Here is a 16,188-nt window from a genome sequence, read left to right on the forward strand (position 1 = left end):
GTTGACCGCACGATAGCCCTTGTTACCCACGGGTAACCAGTGGTGTGGCCCGGTCGAGTGGGCTAAGGCACACTCACGGGTTCATCGTCTGCCCCTTCATCAGCCAGGCGACCCCGAACGCCCACACCGCGACGCTCTCCAGCCACAGCGCCGGGTGCACCGCCGGCACGAGCCCGAGGTAGCTCGTGAGGGCGATGAGCACCAGGCAGGCCAGGATCACGCCGCCGCAGGTGCGGTAGACCACGCTCGTGCCGGGTGCCTGCTCGCCGTCGTGCGGGAACAGGCGCAGGCAGAAGTAGGCCAAGCTCAGGAAGAACACCACCGCGAACGACAGGTGCAGGACGCCGGAGGTCCGGTCCCAGGTCGTCGCGGCCGCGCCGGGCGTGGTGGGGAAGAGCGCCAGCCCGATCGCGCCGAGCCCGGCCACGGTGCTCGCGATGTTGTCGACGTAGTCGTGGCCGTAGTAGGCGAGCAAGAACACCCCGACGGCGCACATCGCGCCGACGAACACGTCCCGCAGGTCACTGTAGTAGTAGCCGCTGAGCGAGCCGATGAGGTCGCCGCCCTGGGCGAGCTGTTTGCCGAGGATCAGCACGAACGGCAACGCGAGCCCGATCAGGCCGATCGCGCGCCGCAGGAAGAGGTAGGAGTGGACGAGCGTGGTCTGCGGGGATGTGGTCGCCGTCGTCATGGCCGCCTCCGGAGGGTCGCTACGTGATTCATCGGCGTGCCGGCGGCGGGGTTTGAGGGTCGTTACCAGGTGGATGCCGGGATTCGCCGTTGACTGTTATGGGTTGTGGCGTGACGGGGAATGTAGGGCCGTCGGGCTTCGCGATCCTTTCGGGTGCTGCCGGTGCTCCGGCGACGCGCTCGGGTCTCGGCCCGCGTGATCAGGGTGGCGGTGGGTCTTCGGGTGGTCTCCTGGGTTCGTGGAAGGGTTCCGGCTCGCTGGTGTAGATGCGTCCGGCGGGGGTCTTGATGATGGATGTGCCGCCGGGGCCCGCGATGTACGTCCAGCCGGGTTCGTCTTTGAGTCTGTGATGGTGTCGGCATTTGCCTCGTAGGTCCTCTTCGCTGGTTTCGCCGCGGTGCTGCCAGTCGGTGGTGTGGTCGATGTCGCCGAACTGGGCGGGGTTGTTGCAGCCGGGGGTTTGGCAGGTGCGGGCGCGGACGCGGATGTAGTCGTCGAGGTCGGCGGGTGGCTTGTACTTGGTGCGGCCGACGCTGAGGAGCTGGCCGGTGTCGGGGTCGGTGATCAGGCGGGACCACGTCGAGTTGGGTGCCGTGGCGAGGTCGCGGGCGAGCCACGCGGGGATGGGGCCGTGGCCGGGCAGGTAGGCGGCGTCGTTGTTGAGGCCGGTGAGGGTGAGCAGGTCGACGTACACGTAGACGTGGGTCTTGATGCTGCTGTCACCGTTGGCGGCGTTGAGGAGCCGGTCGGTGAGGATGTCGGCGCGTAGCTGGTCGAGCGTGCGGGTCTTGTCGAGTCGCCGAAGCCCCTTCGCCGCGGCGGTGAGGGACGCGTAGATCGCGGACGCGGCTTCGCAAGGGAGGTCGGCGATCAGGGTGCTCATGGTGTGGTCCTGGTGGAGCAGCGACACGGTGCGGGCACGCCGGCGCTGCCGGGATCTTCGTTCGTAGCCTTCGGGATCGAGGTTGTGGATGACGCGGTTGACGGCCTGGCGCAGGTTGGCGGGCTTCTTGAGCAGCCGCCCGTCGAGGACCAGATCGGCCTCGCGGGCCAGGTCATCGGAGAGGGTCCGGGTGAGTTCGGCGACGGTGTGGGCCTTGTACCCGTCGATGTCTCCGCGATCGAGAGCGGCCAAGGTACGAGGGAGCCGGGTGGTGAGAGCGCGAGCATCGGCGACTTTGGTGGCGACGTAACGCTCGTCGGCATGAACCGCGAGCGCGACCTCGGCGGCAACGGAAACGGTGCTGCCATAGCGGGAAAGCTCGGCGAGCACACGGGTTTGCTGAGCTTGAAGGTGAGAGATGGCGCGTTCCAGCTCGCAGTAACGATCGAGCGCGGCGGAGGCCAGCTGCTGATCGGCGGGATGAAGGATCGCGGTACTCACACAACCGACAGTACCGAACACCTGAGCGAAGGTCATCACCGAAAAGAGTGAATCGGAAGTGGATGTGAGAAGTGCTGCTTCTGTTGCAGGATAAGGAAAGGGGGGACAATCGGACGTGAGAAGCCCCCGATATCAAGGGTACTGGTGGCCACCGACAAAACGGGAGTGGAGAGGTCGATGCGTGGGGAATCTCCGCCTGCCGAGCATCTCAGGACGGCACCACGGGAGGCGGTGATTTCCTACGTGGGCGGCGAAGCCGCATCTTGAACCCTGGGCACGGTAGTCATGGGTAGGGCGAGGGATTCGGCCCTTCCAAGGGCGACCTGTCTTTGCGATCGTCGGTGCGGGTCCGCCACGGTGAGCCGCAACGCGAGTTGGGTAGAGGAGCGGGCCGGGGGTTCAGGGTTGAGCCGGGTGAGAGTTCGACAGAGGCTGGGCGGGAGTTTCGGGCTGAGCTGCGCGGGATTCGGTGCAGTGGCCGACGGGCTGGGCATGATTCGGGCGAGACTTCAACTGAGGAGTTGGGCGGCGGTCAGTAGAGAGTTGGGCGAGAGATTGGTAGAGAGTCGGCGGGAATCTGGTGCAGGCGGGCGAGAGTTCAGCGCGGAGTCGATCGGGAATCCAGTGCGGGACGTTGGTATGCGGCGGGCGAGAGTTCGATTGTGGAGTTGAGCGGCGGTCCGGTAGGGAGTTGGGCGAGGGCTCGATAGGGGTCGGGCGGGAATTCAGTGCAGTAGGGCGAGACTTCAGGGTTGATTCGAACGGGAATCCAGTTGCGCTGGAAGGGAACTCGGCGAGAGTCGAACGCGAGTCTAAGTAAGAGTCGAGCGACGCTCCGGTGCGGAGTTGGGCGAGGGCTCCGTAGAGGTCGGACAAGAGCTCAGCGCGGAGTTGAATGGAAGTCCGGCAAGTGCCAGGGCGAGGGCTCAGTAAGGGGGCGGACGAGAGTCAACTTGGAGTCGAACGGAGTGCGGCACGGTGCCGGGCGACGGCTCGGCGGGTGCTGGACGAGGGGTCGGCGTGGAGTCGAGCGGGGTTCTGGCACATGGTTGGGCGAGGGCTCGGTAAGGGCTGGACGAGAGGTCGGCGCGGAGTCGAACGGGGTTCTGGCACAGGCTGGGCGAGGGCTCCGTCAGGGCTGGACGAGAGGTCGGCGCGGAGTCGAACTGGAGTCCGGCGCCGGGCTGGACGAGGGCCCGGTAAGAGTCGGACGAGGGTTCGGGACAGGGGTGAACTGGCAGCCCAGCACGGAGATGGATGAGGCTCGGCAGAAGGCTGAGTGGGACCTCGGTTGAGGACCGGGTGGGAGTCGGGTGCGGAGTCGGATGGCGGCTCGGTTGAGCGTCGGGCGGGAGTCGGGTGCAGAGTCAGATGACGGCTCGGCCGAGGGCCGGCGGGGAAGTTCGCCGCAGAGTTGAACGACGGCTCGGTTGAGCGCCGGGCGGGAGTCTGGTGCAGAGTCGGACGACGGCTCAGTTGAAGGCCGGGCGAAAGTTCGCCGCAGAGTCGGCCGAGAGATCGGCATAGAGCCGATCAAGGCTGGCACGCACTCGAAAAAGAGCCCGGCACGCAGCCCACCTGGAATCCGGCGACGGGCTCAGCTCTGCAGGTAGCCGAGCCAGCCGCCGGTGTGTGAGATGTCTTTTGCGCTCTCCGTTGCCGATGGTTCGCACAAGAAGCCCGGCACCTCGCGGCCGTCCGCCAGTTCGACCTTGCCGACGGTCAACGGGGACGGGATTCGCGAGACGAACTCGCCGAAGCCCAGCAAGGGAAGGGACCACACCTCCGCGGCCACCGAAACGCCCTCGGACGCGACCCGCACCAGACCGGGCTTGGGCGGGACAGTGTCCAACGCGTACAACCGGTAAGCAGGAGAGGTGGAGACTTCGGAGACGAACCGCCCGCCACGGGAGGTCAGTTCGTGGTTCAAAGGCTGACCTCGAAGATGAGCGCCGACGACGACCAGGGGCACTCGGGGGCCCGGTAGGGACGCCAGTGCGGCCAGCTTCAGGTCGTTGTGGGCAGCGCCGACCAGCATGACGCCGAACGGGCGTCCGGACACCGTCCCGGCTGGGACCGCCAACGCCGACAGCCCGAACAGGTTGGTGGAGTTGGTGAATCGGCCGAGGCGCGCGTTGACGGCGACCGGGTCTGCGGCGACTTCGGCGAGGGTGGGGTGCTCGGTGGTCGTCGGGAGGAGGATCGCGTCGACGCCGGCCACTACGGCCAGGGCCTCGGATCGCAGGCCGGCCAAGGTTTCCTGGTCGGCGAACAGGTGGTGCGCGCGGATGTCGCGGGCTCCGGTGATGATGCCGTGGACCACCGGGTCGCAGTCGTCCGGGTGCGCGTCCAGGAATTCGCCCACCGCCGCGTAGCGTTCGGCCACGAACGCGCCGCCGTAGAGGAGTCCGGCCGCTGAAAGGAACGCCGAGATGTCCACAGTGGTCACCTCGGCGCCTGCCGCCGCGTAGTCCTCGGCTGCCGCGGCGAACGCCTCCGCCCAGCCGGGCGCGAGCGGGCCGAGGTCCGCGGGGACGCCGATGCGGAAGCGTCCGGTGTGGACTTCGGCGGGTTCCGCCAGGCAGGTCAGTGCGAACGCCGCCTCCTCGACCGTCCGGGCGAAGATCGAGACGCAGTCGATGCTGCGGCACGCCGGCACGACACCTTCCGTGGGCAGCAGGCCCGGCGTCGGCTTGAGGCCGACGATTCCGTTGAACGCCGCCGGCACCCGTCCCGAACCGGCCGTGTCGGTGCCCAAGGCCAAGTCGACGATCCCCAGGGCGACCGCGACCGCGGAGCCGGAACTGGATCCGCCCGAGACGTACGCCGGGTCGACGGCGTTGCGGACCGCGCCGTACGGGCTGCGCGTGCCGACCAGCCCCGTGGCGAACTGGTCCAGGTTCGTCGTGCCGAGCACCAGTGCCCCGGCCGCTCGTAGCCGGGCGACGACGGGGGCGTCCGCGTCCGGCTGGTACGCGTACGCCGGGCAGCCCGCCGTCGTCGGCAGGCCGGCGACGTCGATGTTGCCCTTCACCGCGACGAGCTTCCCGTGGAGCGGCAGTCCGCGTTCCTCCAGACCGGCCGCCTCGGCCAGGACGTCGGCCTCCGGTCGCAGGTCGATCCAGATCTCCGGCCGGTCGACCTGCTCGATGCGCCGGTACGCCGCGCGCACGCGTTCCAGCACGCTCATCCGAGCACCACCAGCGGCGTGCCGGGCGCCACCTGGTCACCGGGGGACACGAGCACCTCGACCACCTTCCCACCGGACGGCGCCGGGATCCGCGCCTCCGTCTTCATCGCCTCCAGGGTCACCAGCGACTGGGCGTCCTCGACGCGCTGGCCCACTGTGACGTCCACCCGCCACACGGTCGCCGCGAACGGTGCCTCGACGACGTGGCCGCCCGGAGGGGCCTCGACGCGCGCTGGTGGGCGTGTCACCGGTTCCGGTTTCGGGTCGAACTCGCCCGCCGCCGCCCACGCCTGCCGCTCGGCCTCGAACGCCGCCGCCTGCGTCGCCCGGAAATCGGCGATGCCGGAAGCGTTGTCGGAAAGGAACTTCTGGTAGTCCGCCAGGACGAACGAGCCGTCGGTGACGTCGAGCTCCAGCTGGCCGGCCGACGAGCGCGCCCGCAGGTCCAGCAGCTCGTCGGCGGACACGGGGTACCAGGAGATCCGGTCGAAGAACCGCAGCAGCCACGGCTGTTCCGCACCACGCCAGCTGTTCCACACCGGCACGGTCCGCCCGACGAACTGGTACCCGCCCGGTCCCTCCATCCCGTAGATGCAGAGGTACGCGCCGCCGATGCCGACCGAGTTCTCCGCCGTCCACGTCCGCGCCGGGTTGTACTTGGTCGTGACCAGGCGGTGGCGCGGGTCGAGCGGCGTCGCGACCGGTGCGCCCAGGTAGACGTCGCCGAGCCCGAGCACCAGGTACTCCGCGTCGAACACCGTGCGATAGACGTCGTCCACACTGGACAGCCCGTTGACGCGCCGGATGAACTCGATGTTCCACGGGCACCACGGCGCGTCGTCGCGCACGCCCGTCATGTACCGCTCGATCGCCTCGCGCGTCGCCGGGTCGTCCCACGACAGCGGGAGCCGGACGCTGCGGCTCGGCACCACGAGATCCGCCGTCGGCGGCAGGTCGCGTTCCAGCTCCCGCACCAGCCCGAGCGCCTTGCCGACCGGCAGCGCGTCCGGGTCGACGTGCACTTGCAGCGACCGGATGCCCGGCGTCAGGTCGACGATTCCCGGCACCCCCTCGGCCGCGAGCCGTTCGGCGAGCGCGTGCACCCGCATCCGCAGCGCCAGGTCGAGGTGCATCTCGCCGTACTCGATCAGCAGGTTGTCGTCGCCGCTGCGCCGGTAGGTCACGGACGGCTCGTCGTCCGAAGAGGACAGTCGCGTGAGGACGCCGCCGTCGTCCCGGGCCGCGCGGCTGGGCGTCACCGCCGCCGCGGGCCGTGTGCGCAGGGCCGCCGCGTGGTCGGCGTCGACCGGGATGAACCGCACGGTGTCGCCGGGACGCAGCTGCCCGAGCTTCCAGCGTTCGCCGGTGGCGACCGTCGCCGGGCAGACGAACCCGCCGAGGCTGGGGCCGTCCGGGCCGAGCAGGATCGGCAGGTCACCGGTGTAGTCGACGGCCCCGATCGCGTACGGCGTGTCGTGGATGTTCGACGGGTGCAGCCCCGCCTCGCCGCCGTCCGCGCGCGCCCACTTCGGCCGCGGCCCGACGAGCCGGACGCCGGTGCGTGCCGAGTTGAAGTGGACCTGCCAATCGGTGGCGTAGAACGTGTCGACGTCTTCGGGGGTGAAGAACTCCGGGGCCGCGTGCGGTCCTTCGAGCGCGCCGATCGTCCAGTGCGACGTGAACTCCGGGCGGTCGGTCACCGGGCCGACGACCGGGTCCGCGGGCACCGGCCCGGGTGCCAGGACGTCGCCCGCGGCCAGCGCGCGGCCGCCGTGCCCGCCGAAGCGGCCCAGGGTGAACGTCGCCGCGCTGCCGAGGAACTCCGGCACGTCGATGCCGCCGCGTATCAGCACGTAGCTGCGCAGCCCCGCCGTGCACGCCCGGACGTCGAGGGACGCGCCCGCGGGCACCTCTACGGGTGTCCACAGGGGAACTTCGGCACCGTCGACGAAGACCGAAGCCGGCGCACCGGTGACGCACACGTCGGTGGTGTGGGAGAAGCGCAGCGTGACGCCGTCCACCGTGCACTCCAGGCCGGGCGCGCCCTCGGGGTTGCCCAGCGCGAGGTTGCCCAGCCGCAGCGAACGGTCGTCCATCGGGCCGCTCGGCGGCACGCCGACGTGCCAGTAGCCGGTACGGCCCGGCCAGTCCTGCACGGTCGTCATCGTCCCGCCGCGCACGACGTCGATCCTCGGCTCAGTGTCCTCGACGAAGTCCAAAGTGGACGTGTCATGGGCCGCGGCACCGAACGCCGGGTCGGCGGCGGCCGCGCGCAGCTGCCCGAGGTTGGTCCGGACGCCGTCGACGCGCGTCGCGGAAAGGGCCGTCCGCAGGTTCGCCAGGGCGTCCGCGCGGTCGGTGCCGGTGCAGATCACCTTGGCCAGCAACGGGTCGTAGTGCGTGGTGACGGTCGTGCCCGGTTCGACCCAGGTGTCCACCCGGGCGCCGGCGGGCCGCGTGAACCGCGTGACGAGGCCCGCGCTCGGGCGGTGGCCGGCGCTCGGGTCCTCGGCGTACACCCGCGCCTCGACGGCGTGCCCGCGCGCGATCGGCACGGCCCGGAACATCGCGCGGTCGCCCTGGGCGAGCCGCAGCATCCAGGCGACCAGGTCGACGCCGTACACCGCCTCGGTGACCGGGTGCTCGACCTGCAAGCGCGTGTTGACCTCGAGGAACGCCGCCTCGCCGCGCTCGGGGTCGTAGACGTACTCGACCGTGCCCGCCGAGCGGTACCGCACCGACGAGCACAGCGCGATCGCCGAGTCGACGAGGTGCCGGCGGACGGCGTCGGGCAGGTCCGGCGCCGGGCATTCCTCGACGACCTTCTGGTTGCGGCGCTGCAGGGAGCAGTCACGCGTGCCGAGCGCGAGGACCTCGCCGAAGCCGTCGCCGAACACCTGGACCTCGACGTGCCGCGCGTGGCGCACCAGCCGTTCCAGGAACACCCCGGAACTGGCGAAACTCTTGGCCGCGATGCCGCGCACGCCGTCCCAGGCGGACCGCAGCTCCTCGGGCGTGGCGCACGCGCGCATCCCGATCCCGCCGCCGCCCCCGGTGGCCTTGAGCATCACCGGGTACCCGATTTCCGCCGCGCGGGCCACCGCTTCGTCCACATCGGACAGCAGCCCGGTGCCGGGCAGCAGCGGGACACCCGCCGCGATCGCCGCCGCACGCGCGGTGTGCTTGCTGCCGAACACCTCCAGGTGCTCGGGGGACGGGCCGGCGAACGCGAGCTCGGCGTCTTCGCAGGCCCGCGCGAACGCCGCGTCCTCGGACAGGAAGCCGTAGCCCGGGTGGACGGTGTCACAGCTGGTTTCGATCGCGGCCGCGATGATCGCGTCGGCCCGCAGGTAGCTCTCCGCCGCGGGTGCCGGGCCGAGCCGGACGGCCCGGTCGGCGAGCCGGACGTGCGGGGCCAGGCGGTCGGCGTCGGAGTACACCGCCACGGTCTCGAGGCCCAGTTCCCTGGCGCTGCGCAGGATCCGGACGGCGATCTCGCCGCGGTTGGCGACGAGCAGTCTCACGCCTCGCCTCCGGGAGCCGTCACGACCAGCCGGACCGGTGTCGGGTCGAACCCGTTGCACGGGTTGTTGATCTGCGGGCAGTTCGACACCAGGACCAGGACGTCGGTCTCGGCGCGCAGCCGGACCTCCAGGCCCGGCGCGGAGATCCCGTCGACGATGCCGAGGGTGCCGTCCGCCTCGACCGGCACGTTCATGTACCAGTTGACGTTGCTGACGAGGTCGCGCTTGCCGAGACCCCACTTCGCGCCCTCGTAGAGGAAGTTTTCGACGCACGCGTGCTGGAATCGCGTGTGCTGGCCGTAACGCAGGCTGTTGGACTCCTTGCTGCACGCGCCGCCGAGCGTGTCGTGCCGCCCGCAGGTGTCGGCGACGACGGTCAGCAGCGGCGCGCCTTCCTGGGTGCGCAGCACACTGCCCGTGGTCAGGAAGATGTTGCGCTGCTCGGCGATCGTCGCCGCCGCGCTGTAGCGTTTCGCGGTGTCGTTCGCGTCGTAGCAGAGGAAGTCGACGGCCTGGTTGCCACCGAGGTCGATGATCGACAGCTCCTGGCCCTGGCGCAGCACGAGGGAGAACGGCGCCCGCGCGGGGACGTCGAAGGTCAGCTCCGGCTGGGACTCGTAGGCGGTGATCACGCGATCCCCCTCGCGGTCAGGTAGTCGGCGGTGTTCTCGAAGGCGCGCCGCGCCTCGGGTGTGTGCGTCCATTCGGGACTGTCCGGAGTGGACGGATGGTCCCGCCAGGCGAGAACTTCGAGCCTGGTCGCCGTGTAGCCCGGCCGCGGGTCGACCGGGTGCGGCACGTTCGCGAGCAGCACGATCGACGGGATCTCGATCCGCAGGTCCACGGACTTCCCGGCGCTCGCGGAGCCGGTGAACTCCAGCTCACCCGCGGCACCCACGCGCACGCCCTGGAAGAACGACAGGCTCGGCGGCAGGTCGCGCGGGCCGAGCCCGTTCTTCGCCGCGGCCAAGGTGAACAGCGGGATCCCGGCGGGGGAGAGGCCCTGCGGGGCGCCGTCGCCGTAGTGCTCGGTGTTGCCGTCCACAGTGGACGTCCCGCACAGCGCGTCGTGGCGGCCGCTGGAGTCTTCGACGATCGTCGCGAGCACCCGGGCCTGGTCCGACAGCAGCGCCACGGACCTGCCGAGGTAGGCGTTCCACTGCACCTTCACCGTGTCGGCGACGTTCAGCCGCTCCCAGGGCTGATCGGCGTTGAACAGCAGCAGGTGCGCGCACGCGTCACCCTCGACGTCGGTGAGCCGCAGCCGGGTGCCGCGGGCCAGCACCTTGTGCGTGTACCCGCCGCCGGCGATCGTCTCGGCCCAGGTCAGCGCCTCGGGCGCGACCCCCGGTGGCGGGGACGACCACGTGCTCGCCGGGATCGACGGCATCGTGTCGACGACGGTGCCCGCTTGGGCCCGGGCGTGGTCACGCGCGCCGTAGGTGGTCGCGGTCGTGCTCATCGGACGTCCTCTCAGGTGGCCGGTTCGAGGGCGGGGGCGGGGCGTAGCCGCAGCCAGCAGAGCGCGCCGATCACCAGCGCGCCGCCGACGAACTCTAGCGGGAACAAGAGCATCCAGGATGCGCCCGAACCGGCGACGTCGTAGATCTCCGCACGTGGCCAGGCGATGTTCACGACCATCGTCGTGCCGTAGGCGACGGCCGCCCCGTTCACCAGGACACCCCAGCGGCCGAGGGAGAACCGGCCGGGCTCGGCGGGGAAGCGCCCGCGCAGCCGGTGGACCAGCAGCGGCCCGGTGACCAGCAGGTACGCCAGGTAGACGACCACGACCGACGTCCCGGTGATCGTGCTGAACAGCGCCGGGTTGCCGACGTTGAGCAGCAGCAGCCCGATCGCGAGCGCGCCGGACAGCAGCGCGGGCGCGACCGGCGCCCCGGTCCGGGCGCTCACCCCGGCCAGCCGCGCCGAGCCGGGGAGCGCGCCGTCGCGGGCCATCGCGTAGATCAGCCGGACCGTACCGGTCTGGATGGTCAGGGTGCAGACGACGACGGCGATCGCGACGTCGGCCAGGAAGATCCGGCCGAGGGTGTCGCCGAAGACGGCGGTGATCACGTACGGCAGGCCGTGGCCGGCGAGCTGCCCGTCGGTGAGGCTCGGCGCGGCCATCAGCGCGGTGAGCACCACGGCCAGCCCGCCGACGCCGGAGACGAGCACAGCGCGCAGGACCGCCCGCGGAGCCGCCCTTCGCGCGTCCTTCGTCTCCTCGGCGACGGACGCCGCGGTGTCGAAGCCGTAGAGGACGTACGCCGCCATGAGCGCCGACGCGAGCACGCCGCTGATCCCGGGCGCGCTGCCGGCGGCGTCGTGCAGCACGACCTGCGGGCCGCGAACGGCGAACAGGCCGAGCCCGGTCACCAGCACCACGACGCCGAGCAGTTCGGCCGCCACGCCGACGTCGTTGATCCGGGCCATCAGCCGCACGCCGCCGACGTTGACTGCGGTGGTGAACAGGAGCAGCAGGGTGCCGAGCAGGACGGCGTTGGCCGCGCCGGTCGGCGACGTCACCGCGGGATCGCCGCCGACGACCTGGAAGCCGTCCCAGACCGAGGGCAGTACCACCTGCAGCGCGATCGCGGCGGCCGCGAGGGCGACGACGCAGCCGAGCAGCATCATCCAGCCGGCGAGCCAGCCGAGGAAGCCGCGCGTCAGCTGTTTCGCCCACTGGTACACGGATCCGGCCAGCGGGAAGCGGGCGGCGAGTTCGGCGAACACCAGCGCGACGAGCAGCTGGCCGGCGAGCACGACCGGCCACGTCCAGAAGAACCGCGGGCCGCCGAAGGTGAAGCCGAAACCGAAGAGCTGGAAGACGGTCGTGAGGATCGAGACGAACGAGAAGCCCGCCGCGAAGGCGGAGAAGCCGCCGAGGGAGCGCCGGAGCTCCTGGCGGTAGCCGAAGCCGGCCAGATCGTCGGTCATGGACGCTCCCAGGGTTGTGGTTCGAGCCGCCGTGGTTTCGATCGCATGACAGAAATTAAGGCGGCGGCACGACGTGATGATCTCCGCGGTGTTGCCGCTCGGTTAACCGATCCGGCGACCACCCGTCAACGGCGACACCCGGAGGTAACGCCACCTCGGTGCGCGGGAGCGGGAGGGGGACCTGGCAGGATCGGCACCGTGGTCAAAGGGGCGGGGGTCGGCAGACCCAGGGCGAACGGTGCCGCGGCGAGCCGCCCGGACGCGCGGCAGGCCGTGCTCGACGCGGCGGGGGAACTGTTCACCGGAGCCGGCTACGCGGCGACGACGACCCGCGCGATCGCCGAACGCGCCGGGCTGCGCCAAGCGTCGCTCTACTACCACTTCCCGGCGAAGGAGGACATCCTCGCCGCGCTGCTGGCCGGCACCGTCCGGCCGTCGCTGGTCCTGGCCGCGCGGCTGGTCGCGGGGGACGCGCCGGTGGCCGTCCGGCTGTGGGCCCTGGCCTACGCGGACATCGGCCTGCTCGGCGGCGCCCGGCACAACCTGGGCGCGCTGTACCTGCTGCCCGAGGTCGGTTCGGCCAACCTGGCCCGGTTCCGCGCCGAGCGCGCGGAACTGAAGGCGGCCTACGGCGACCTGCTCGCGGCGGCGGGGGTGGTCCCGGCGGCCGTCCGCACGGACCTCGTTTTCGGCCTGGTGGAGAGCATCGCGGTGATCCGCCGCGACGACCCGGAACTGGACGTCGAGGCCCACACCCGCGAAGGCGCCGACGGCGTCGTCCGGCTGGCCGGGCTGCCGGAGCCGACCGAAGAGCTGCGGGCGCGGGGTCACGCCCTCCTGGCGACGTCGACCGAATAGTGGACGTACAGCGGCTTCGCGGCGAGATCACGTGGCTGACCGCGAAACTGGACCGCAAACGCAAGCGTGACAGCGAAGAGGCGCTGGACCTGCGGCGGCAGATCGGGGAACGGCTGCTCGACCTCCGCGATCCGGCCACCGAGGTGTGGCTGCGCGAACTGGTCGCGGACCAGGGCCGGGTGTTCGGCGCGCGGCACCGGAGCACGCTGGCGTCCTGGTACGGCATCGCCTTGCGCTGCGCGGAGTCCGGTCGGGTCGACGAAGCGCTGGCGTTGTTTTCCTGGTTGGAGGGGACGTACGTCTACGTCATGGGCCAGGAACACGAAGTGGTCCGCGAGTGCCGCCTCGCGGTGGCGGCCACGCTGCACCGCGCGGGCCGGTACGCGGCGGCGATCGACGCCTGCCGGGCCTTGCTCGACCGGCACCCGGAATCCCGGGTGTGGATCGCCAGAGCGCAGGCGGATCTGGGCCGGTTCGACGAGGCCGAACAGACACTGCGCGAAACCGGGCCCGCGCTGCACGAGCAGGTGCAGGCCGTCCGCCGCGAGATCCAGGCCGAGCTGGGCGCGCCGGGTCCGTGGATCGAGGCCCTGCGCGAGCAGCCCGAAGATCCCGGCGACCCGGTGAAGGTGCGTGCCGAACTGGCCTACGCCCTGTTCCTGAACGGCGAGTTCGCCGAAGCCGCGTTGCTGGCGGAATCCGTGCTGCGGACGCGCCTGGTCTTTCCCGGTCCCGAGGACTGGTCCACGTGGGAGTCCCGGCTGCTGCTGAGCCGGGTGCTGGCCGAGACGGATCGCCTCGCCGACGCGGACCACTACGCGCGGGCGGTGCTGGCGGCGGCGCCGTTCCCGCCGGGCCATCCGGCGTTGCTGCGGGCCCAAAGCGTCGTGGCCCGGGTGCACCTTCGCCGCGGCGAGTGGGCCGACGCCGTGACCGCGTACGAGTACGCCGTCGAAGGCTTCGAACTGGTGCTGGGCCCCGGCCACCTGGAGACGCTGAAGATGGCCGACGCCCTGGCCACGGCCCGCGAAGCGATGGGCTGAACCGGCGTCAGGTCGCCGCGGCGGCGTGCAGGGCCTTGCTCAGCGCCGACGCCGTCAGCTCGACCTGCCAGGGGCGTGCTCCGCCCGCGCGCAGGACGTCGGCCACCGTGTCTTCGTCCAGCTGGGCCGGGGGACGCCAGCACGTGCGGCGGACCAGGTCCGGCAGCAGCAGGTTCTCCACCGGCAGCCGGCGGTCCTCCGCGATCGCCGACAGGGCCGCGCGGGCCGCGGACAGCCTTGCCGCGGCGTCCGGGTCCTTGTCCGCCCAGCGGTTCACCGGGGGCGGGCCGTCCGTGGGCTGCGACGGCGAGGGCAGTTCGCTCGCCGGCAGCGCCTTGGCCGCCTGCAGGTGCCGCAGCCAGCTCGCGGTGTACTTGCGCTGGACGCGGCCGCTGAACACCGGCAGCGCCTGCAGCTCTTTGACGGTCTTCGGGTCGGCCGTGACGGCGTTGATGATCGCGCTGTCCGGGAGGATCCGGCTCGGTGCGCGGTCGCGCTTGCGGGCCAGCTCGTCGCGCGCCTGCCACAGCTCGCGCACCACGGCGAGACCCCGGGGGTTGCGGATCTTGTGCACCCCGGACGTCCGGCGCCACGGCTCGGCCCGCGGGGCGGGCGGCGGCGCGGTGCGGACGGCTTCGAACTCCTGCTGCGCCCACTCCAGCTTGCCCTGGGCGCCCAGCTCCGCTTCCAGCTTTTCGCGCAGCTGGATGAGCAGCTCGACGTCGAGGGCGGCGTAGTTCAGCCAGTCGACCGGCAGGGGCCGCTTCGACCAGTCGGCCGCGCTGTGCCCCTTCTCGAGGGTGTAGCCGAGCAGCAGCTCGACGAGCGTCCCGAGCGCGACGCGCTCGTAGCCCGCCAGGCGGCCGGCCAGTTCGGTGTCGAACAGCGCCGCCGGGTGCAGGTCGAGCTCGGCGAGACAGGGGAGGTCCTGGGAAGCGGCGTGCAGCACCCACTCCAGGGAGTTGAGGACGTTCTTCAGCGGCGTGAGGTCGTCGAGCTCGGTCGGGTCGATCAGGACCGTGCCGGAACCCTCGCGTCGCAGCTGGACGAGGTAGGCCTTGGGCCAGTACCGGTAGCCGGACGCACGTTCGGTGTCGACGGCGACCGCGCCGGTGCCCGCGGCGAGCCGCTCGCAGGCTTCGAGCAGTGCGGCCCGGTCGGTGACCACCGGGGGCGTGCCCTCGGCGGGTTCGCGTAGCAGCACGGGTCCGCCTGCGGACTCGATCTCCATCCCGGCGTCCTCGGCTTCTGCGCTTTCCATGGTTGACGACCCTACGGGACGGGCGTACCGCGCCTGGTGCGCCCGCCCCGTGGGGAGGTTCGTCTATCCGTCAGCGGATGACGCCGGCTCGCATGGCCAGCGCAACCATCTGAGCCCGGTCGCCCGTGCCGAGCTTGCGCCCGATCCGAGACAGGTGGGACTTGACGGTGAGAGCGGAGAGGGAAAGTTCCTCGCCGATCTCCTTGTTGGACTGTCCGTCGGCGACCAGCTGGAGCACCTCCACCTCACGAGCGGAAAGCTCGCGCGGGGTGTTGTCGGTGCCGGCGACGCGGGTCCCGGTGGCGAGCACCGGAGCCACGCTCGGGTCGGCGTAAACGCCGCCTTCGAGCACACGCCGCACGCCATCGGTCACTACGACCGGCGACGCGGACTTCAGCAGGTACGCCTGGGCCCCGGCCTGGAAGGCCGAGCGGACCGCGTACGGGTCGTCCGAGGATGCGAGGACCACCACGCGCGGCCACCCGTGGCTACGGAGTTCCGTAACCAGTTCGATGCCGCTGCCGTCCGGCAGTCCGAGATCGAGGATCGCCAGGTCACAAGGCCCAGTGGCCTGTGCTCGCGCCCTCGCTTCGGCCACCGTGGCGGCTTCGTGAACGGTACCCGCACCCATCTGTGCGAGTCTTGCTGCGATTGCCTCCCTCAACAGCGGGTGGTCATCGACCACCAACACGGAAAAAAGCTCTTCCCGCGGGTGCGGAACCATGCTCGCCGGCAATGCACCGGCTGGCGTGGATCGGACGGCCTGAGAAATGCCGACGGTAGCCACGTCACTACCTCCCTGGAGTCGGTCGTGCCCCCCGACCGGCACCGGGACCTTCGGCCGTTCAGCCGCGCCAGCTTTAGACCGAAAGTGGTGTCGTCGAAGGCACTGTAGCCGCCCTGAGGCCGCTGCGGGGGGATCGAATGGGTATCTATCTCAAACGAACAGTCACTCAGGGGGTTCGTGGTAACACGATCGGGCTAGTACACGGCCGGTTGCTAACGGATAGCCCAGCGAACACGATGCAAAGAAGTTACCGGCGCCCAAATGGCCGTGCAGATGGGCCGTGCACCTTCCGGTGCGTCCGCCGACCGGGGGCTCCGCAGGGGTCCGAGTGCCCCGGAAACCGGTCTCGGCCGGGGCATGATCAACTTCGTGAAACGGCTTCAGGAGTGCTTCGGAAGCCGGCCGTGGTCACTGTGTGTATCGCGCGCGGCGTGCTCCCGGCGCCGACGGCGACCGCGAGCCCCAGTTGATCTTGTAGCGCTGCGTGACGGCGTCGACTCACTAACGGGGGCA

At 70.9% G+C, this 16,188-nt stretch carries 11 protein-coding genes; 2 read left to right on the forward strand and 9 right to left on the reverse strand.

All coding sequences use genetic code 11. The annotated features are described in order from the left end of the window. Positions 1 to 73: 73 nt before the first annotated feature. From OHS18_RS44915 to OHS18_RS44945, 7 genes are all read right to left on the reverse strand, one after another. Complete coding sequence (locus OHS18_RS44915; RefSeq protein WP_328614900.1) at positions 74 to 691, reverse strand: DUF998 domain-containing protein; 618 nt, start codon at positions 689 to 691, stop codon at positions 74 to 76. A 199-nt stretch (positions 692 to 890) separates the two neighbouring features. Next, complete coding sequence (locus tag OHS18_RS44920) at positions 891 to 2,075, reverse strand: HNH endonuclease signature motif containing protein (protein ID WP_328614901.1); 1,185 nt, start codon at positions 2,073 to 2,075, stop codon at positions 891 to 893. Between the two features lie 1,597 nt (positions 2,076 to 3,672). Next, positions 3,673 to 5,265, reverse strand: coding sequence for an allophanate hydrolase (locus OHS18_RS44925; RefSeq protein ID WP_328614902.1), 1,593 nt, complete (start codon positions 5,263 to 5,265; stop codon positions 3,673 to 3,675). Further along, the gene (uca, locus tag OHS18_RS44930; protein ID WP_328614903.1) at positions 5,262 to 8,789 is read right to left on the reverse strand and encodes an urea carboxylase; all 3,528 of its coding nucleotides are present in this window, start codon (positions 8,787 to 8,789) and stop codon (positions 5,262 to 5,264) included. The genes OHS18_RS44925 and uca overlap by 4 nt, the downstream gene beginning before the upstream one ends. After that, complete coding sequence (locus tag OHS18_RS44935) at positions 8,786 to 9,421, reverse strand: urea amidolyase associated protein UAAP2 (protein WP_328614904.1); 636 nt, start codon at positions 9,419 to 9,421, stop codon at positions 8,786 to 8,788. Before OHS18_RS44935 ends, uca begins: the two co-directional genes overlap by 4 nt. Next, a complete protein-coding gene (locus OHS18_RS44940) occupies positions 9,418 to 10,251 on the reverse strand; it encodes an urea amidolyase associated protein UAAP1 (protein WP_328614905.1) in 834 nt (277 codons plus the stop codon). Before OHS18_RS44940 ends, OHS18_RS44935 begins: the two co-directional genes overlap by 4 nt. A gap of 11 nt (positions 10,252 to 10,262) precedes the next feature. Then, the gene (locus OHS18_RS44945; protein WP_328614906.1) at positions 10,263 to 11,726 is read right to left on the reverse strand and encodes an amino acid permease; all 1,464 of its coding nucleotides are present in this window, start codon (positions 11,724 to 11,726) and stop codon (positions 10,263 to 10,265) included. Positions 11,727 to 11,924: 198 nt separating this feature from the next. Here OHS18_RS44945 and OHS18_RS44950 point away from each other — a divergent pair, with 198 nt between their 5' ends. Together OHS18_RS44950 and OHS18_RS44955 are read left to right on the forward strand one after the other, a co-directional pair. After that, positions 11,925 to 12,584, forward strand: coding sequence for a TetR/AcrR family transcriptional regulator (locus OHS18_RS44950; RefSeq protein WP_328614907.1), 660 nt, complete (start codon positions 11,925 to 11,927; stop codon positions 12,582 to 12,584). After that, positions 12,584 to 13,627: a tetratricopeptide repeat protein gene (locus OHS18_RS44955; RefSeq protein ID WP_328614908.1), complete on the forward strand. Its 1,044-nt coding sequence runs from the start codon at positions 12,584 to 12,586 to the stop codon at positions 13,625 to 13,627. The genes OHS18_RS44950 and OHS18_RS44955 overlap by 1 nt, the downstream gene beginning before the upstream one ends. A gap of 7 nt (positions 13,628 to 13,634) precedes the next feature. On the opposite strand, the gene OHS18_RS44960 is transcribed toward OHS18_RS44955, so the two are convergent. After that, the gene (locus OHS18_RS44960; protein ID WP_442875453.1) at positions 13,635 to 14,858 is read right to left on the reverse strand and encodes an HRDC domain-containing protein; all 1,224 of its coding nucleotides are present in this window, start codon (positions 14,856 to 14,858) and stop codon (positions 13,635 to 13,637) included. 100 nt (positions 14,859 to 14,958) lie between these two features. Beyond that, entirely contained in the window at positions 14,959 to 15,675 is a 717-nt protein-coding gene (locus OHS18_RS44965; RefSeq protein WP_033261886.1) for a response regulator, read from the reverse strand. Between the last annotated feature and the right edge of the window lie 513 nt (positions 15,676 to 16,188).

It is taken from the genome of Amycolatopsis sp. NBC_00355, from assembly GCF_036104975.1.
Lineage (GTDB): Bacteria > Actinomycetota > Actinomycetes > Mycobacteriales > Pseudonocardiaceae > Amycolatopsis.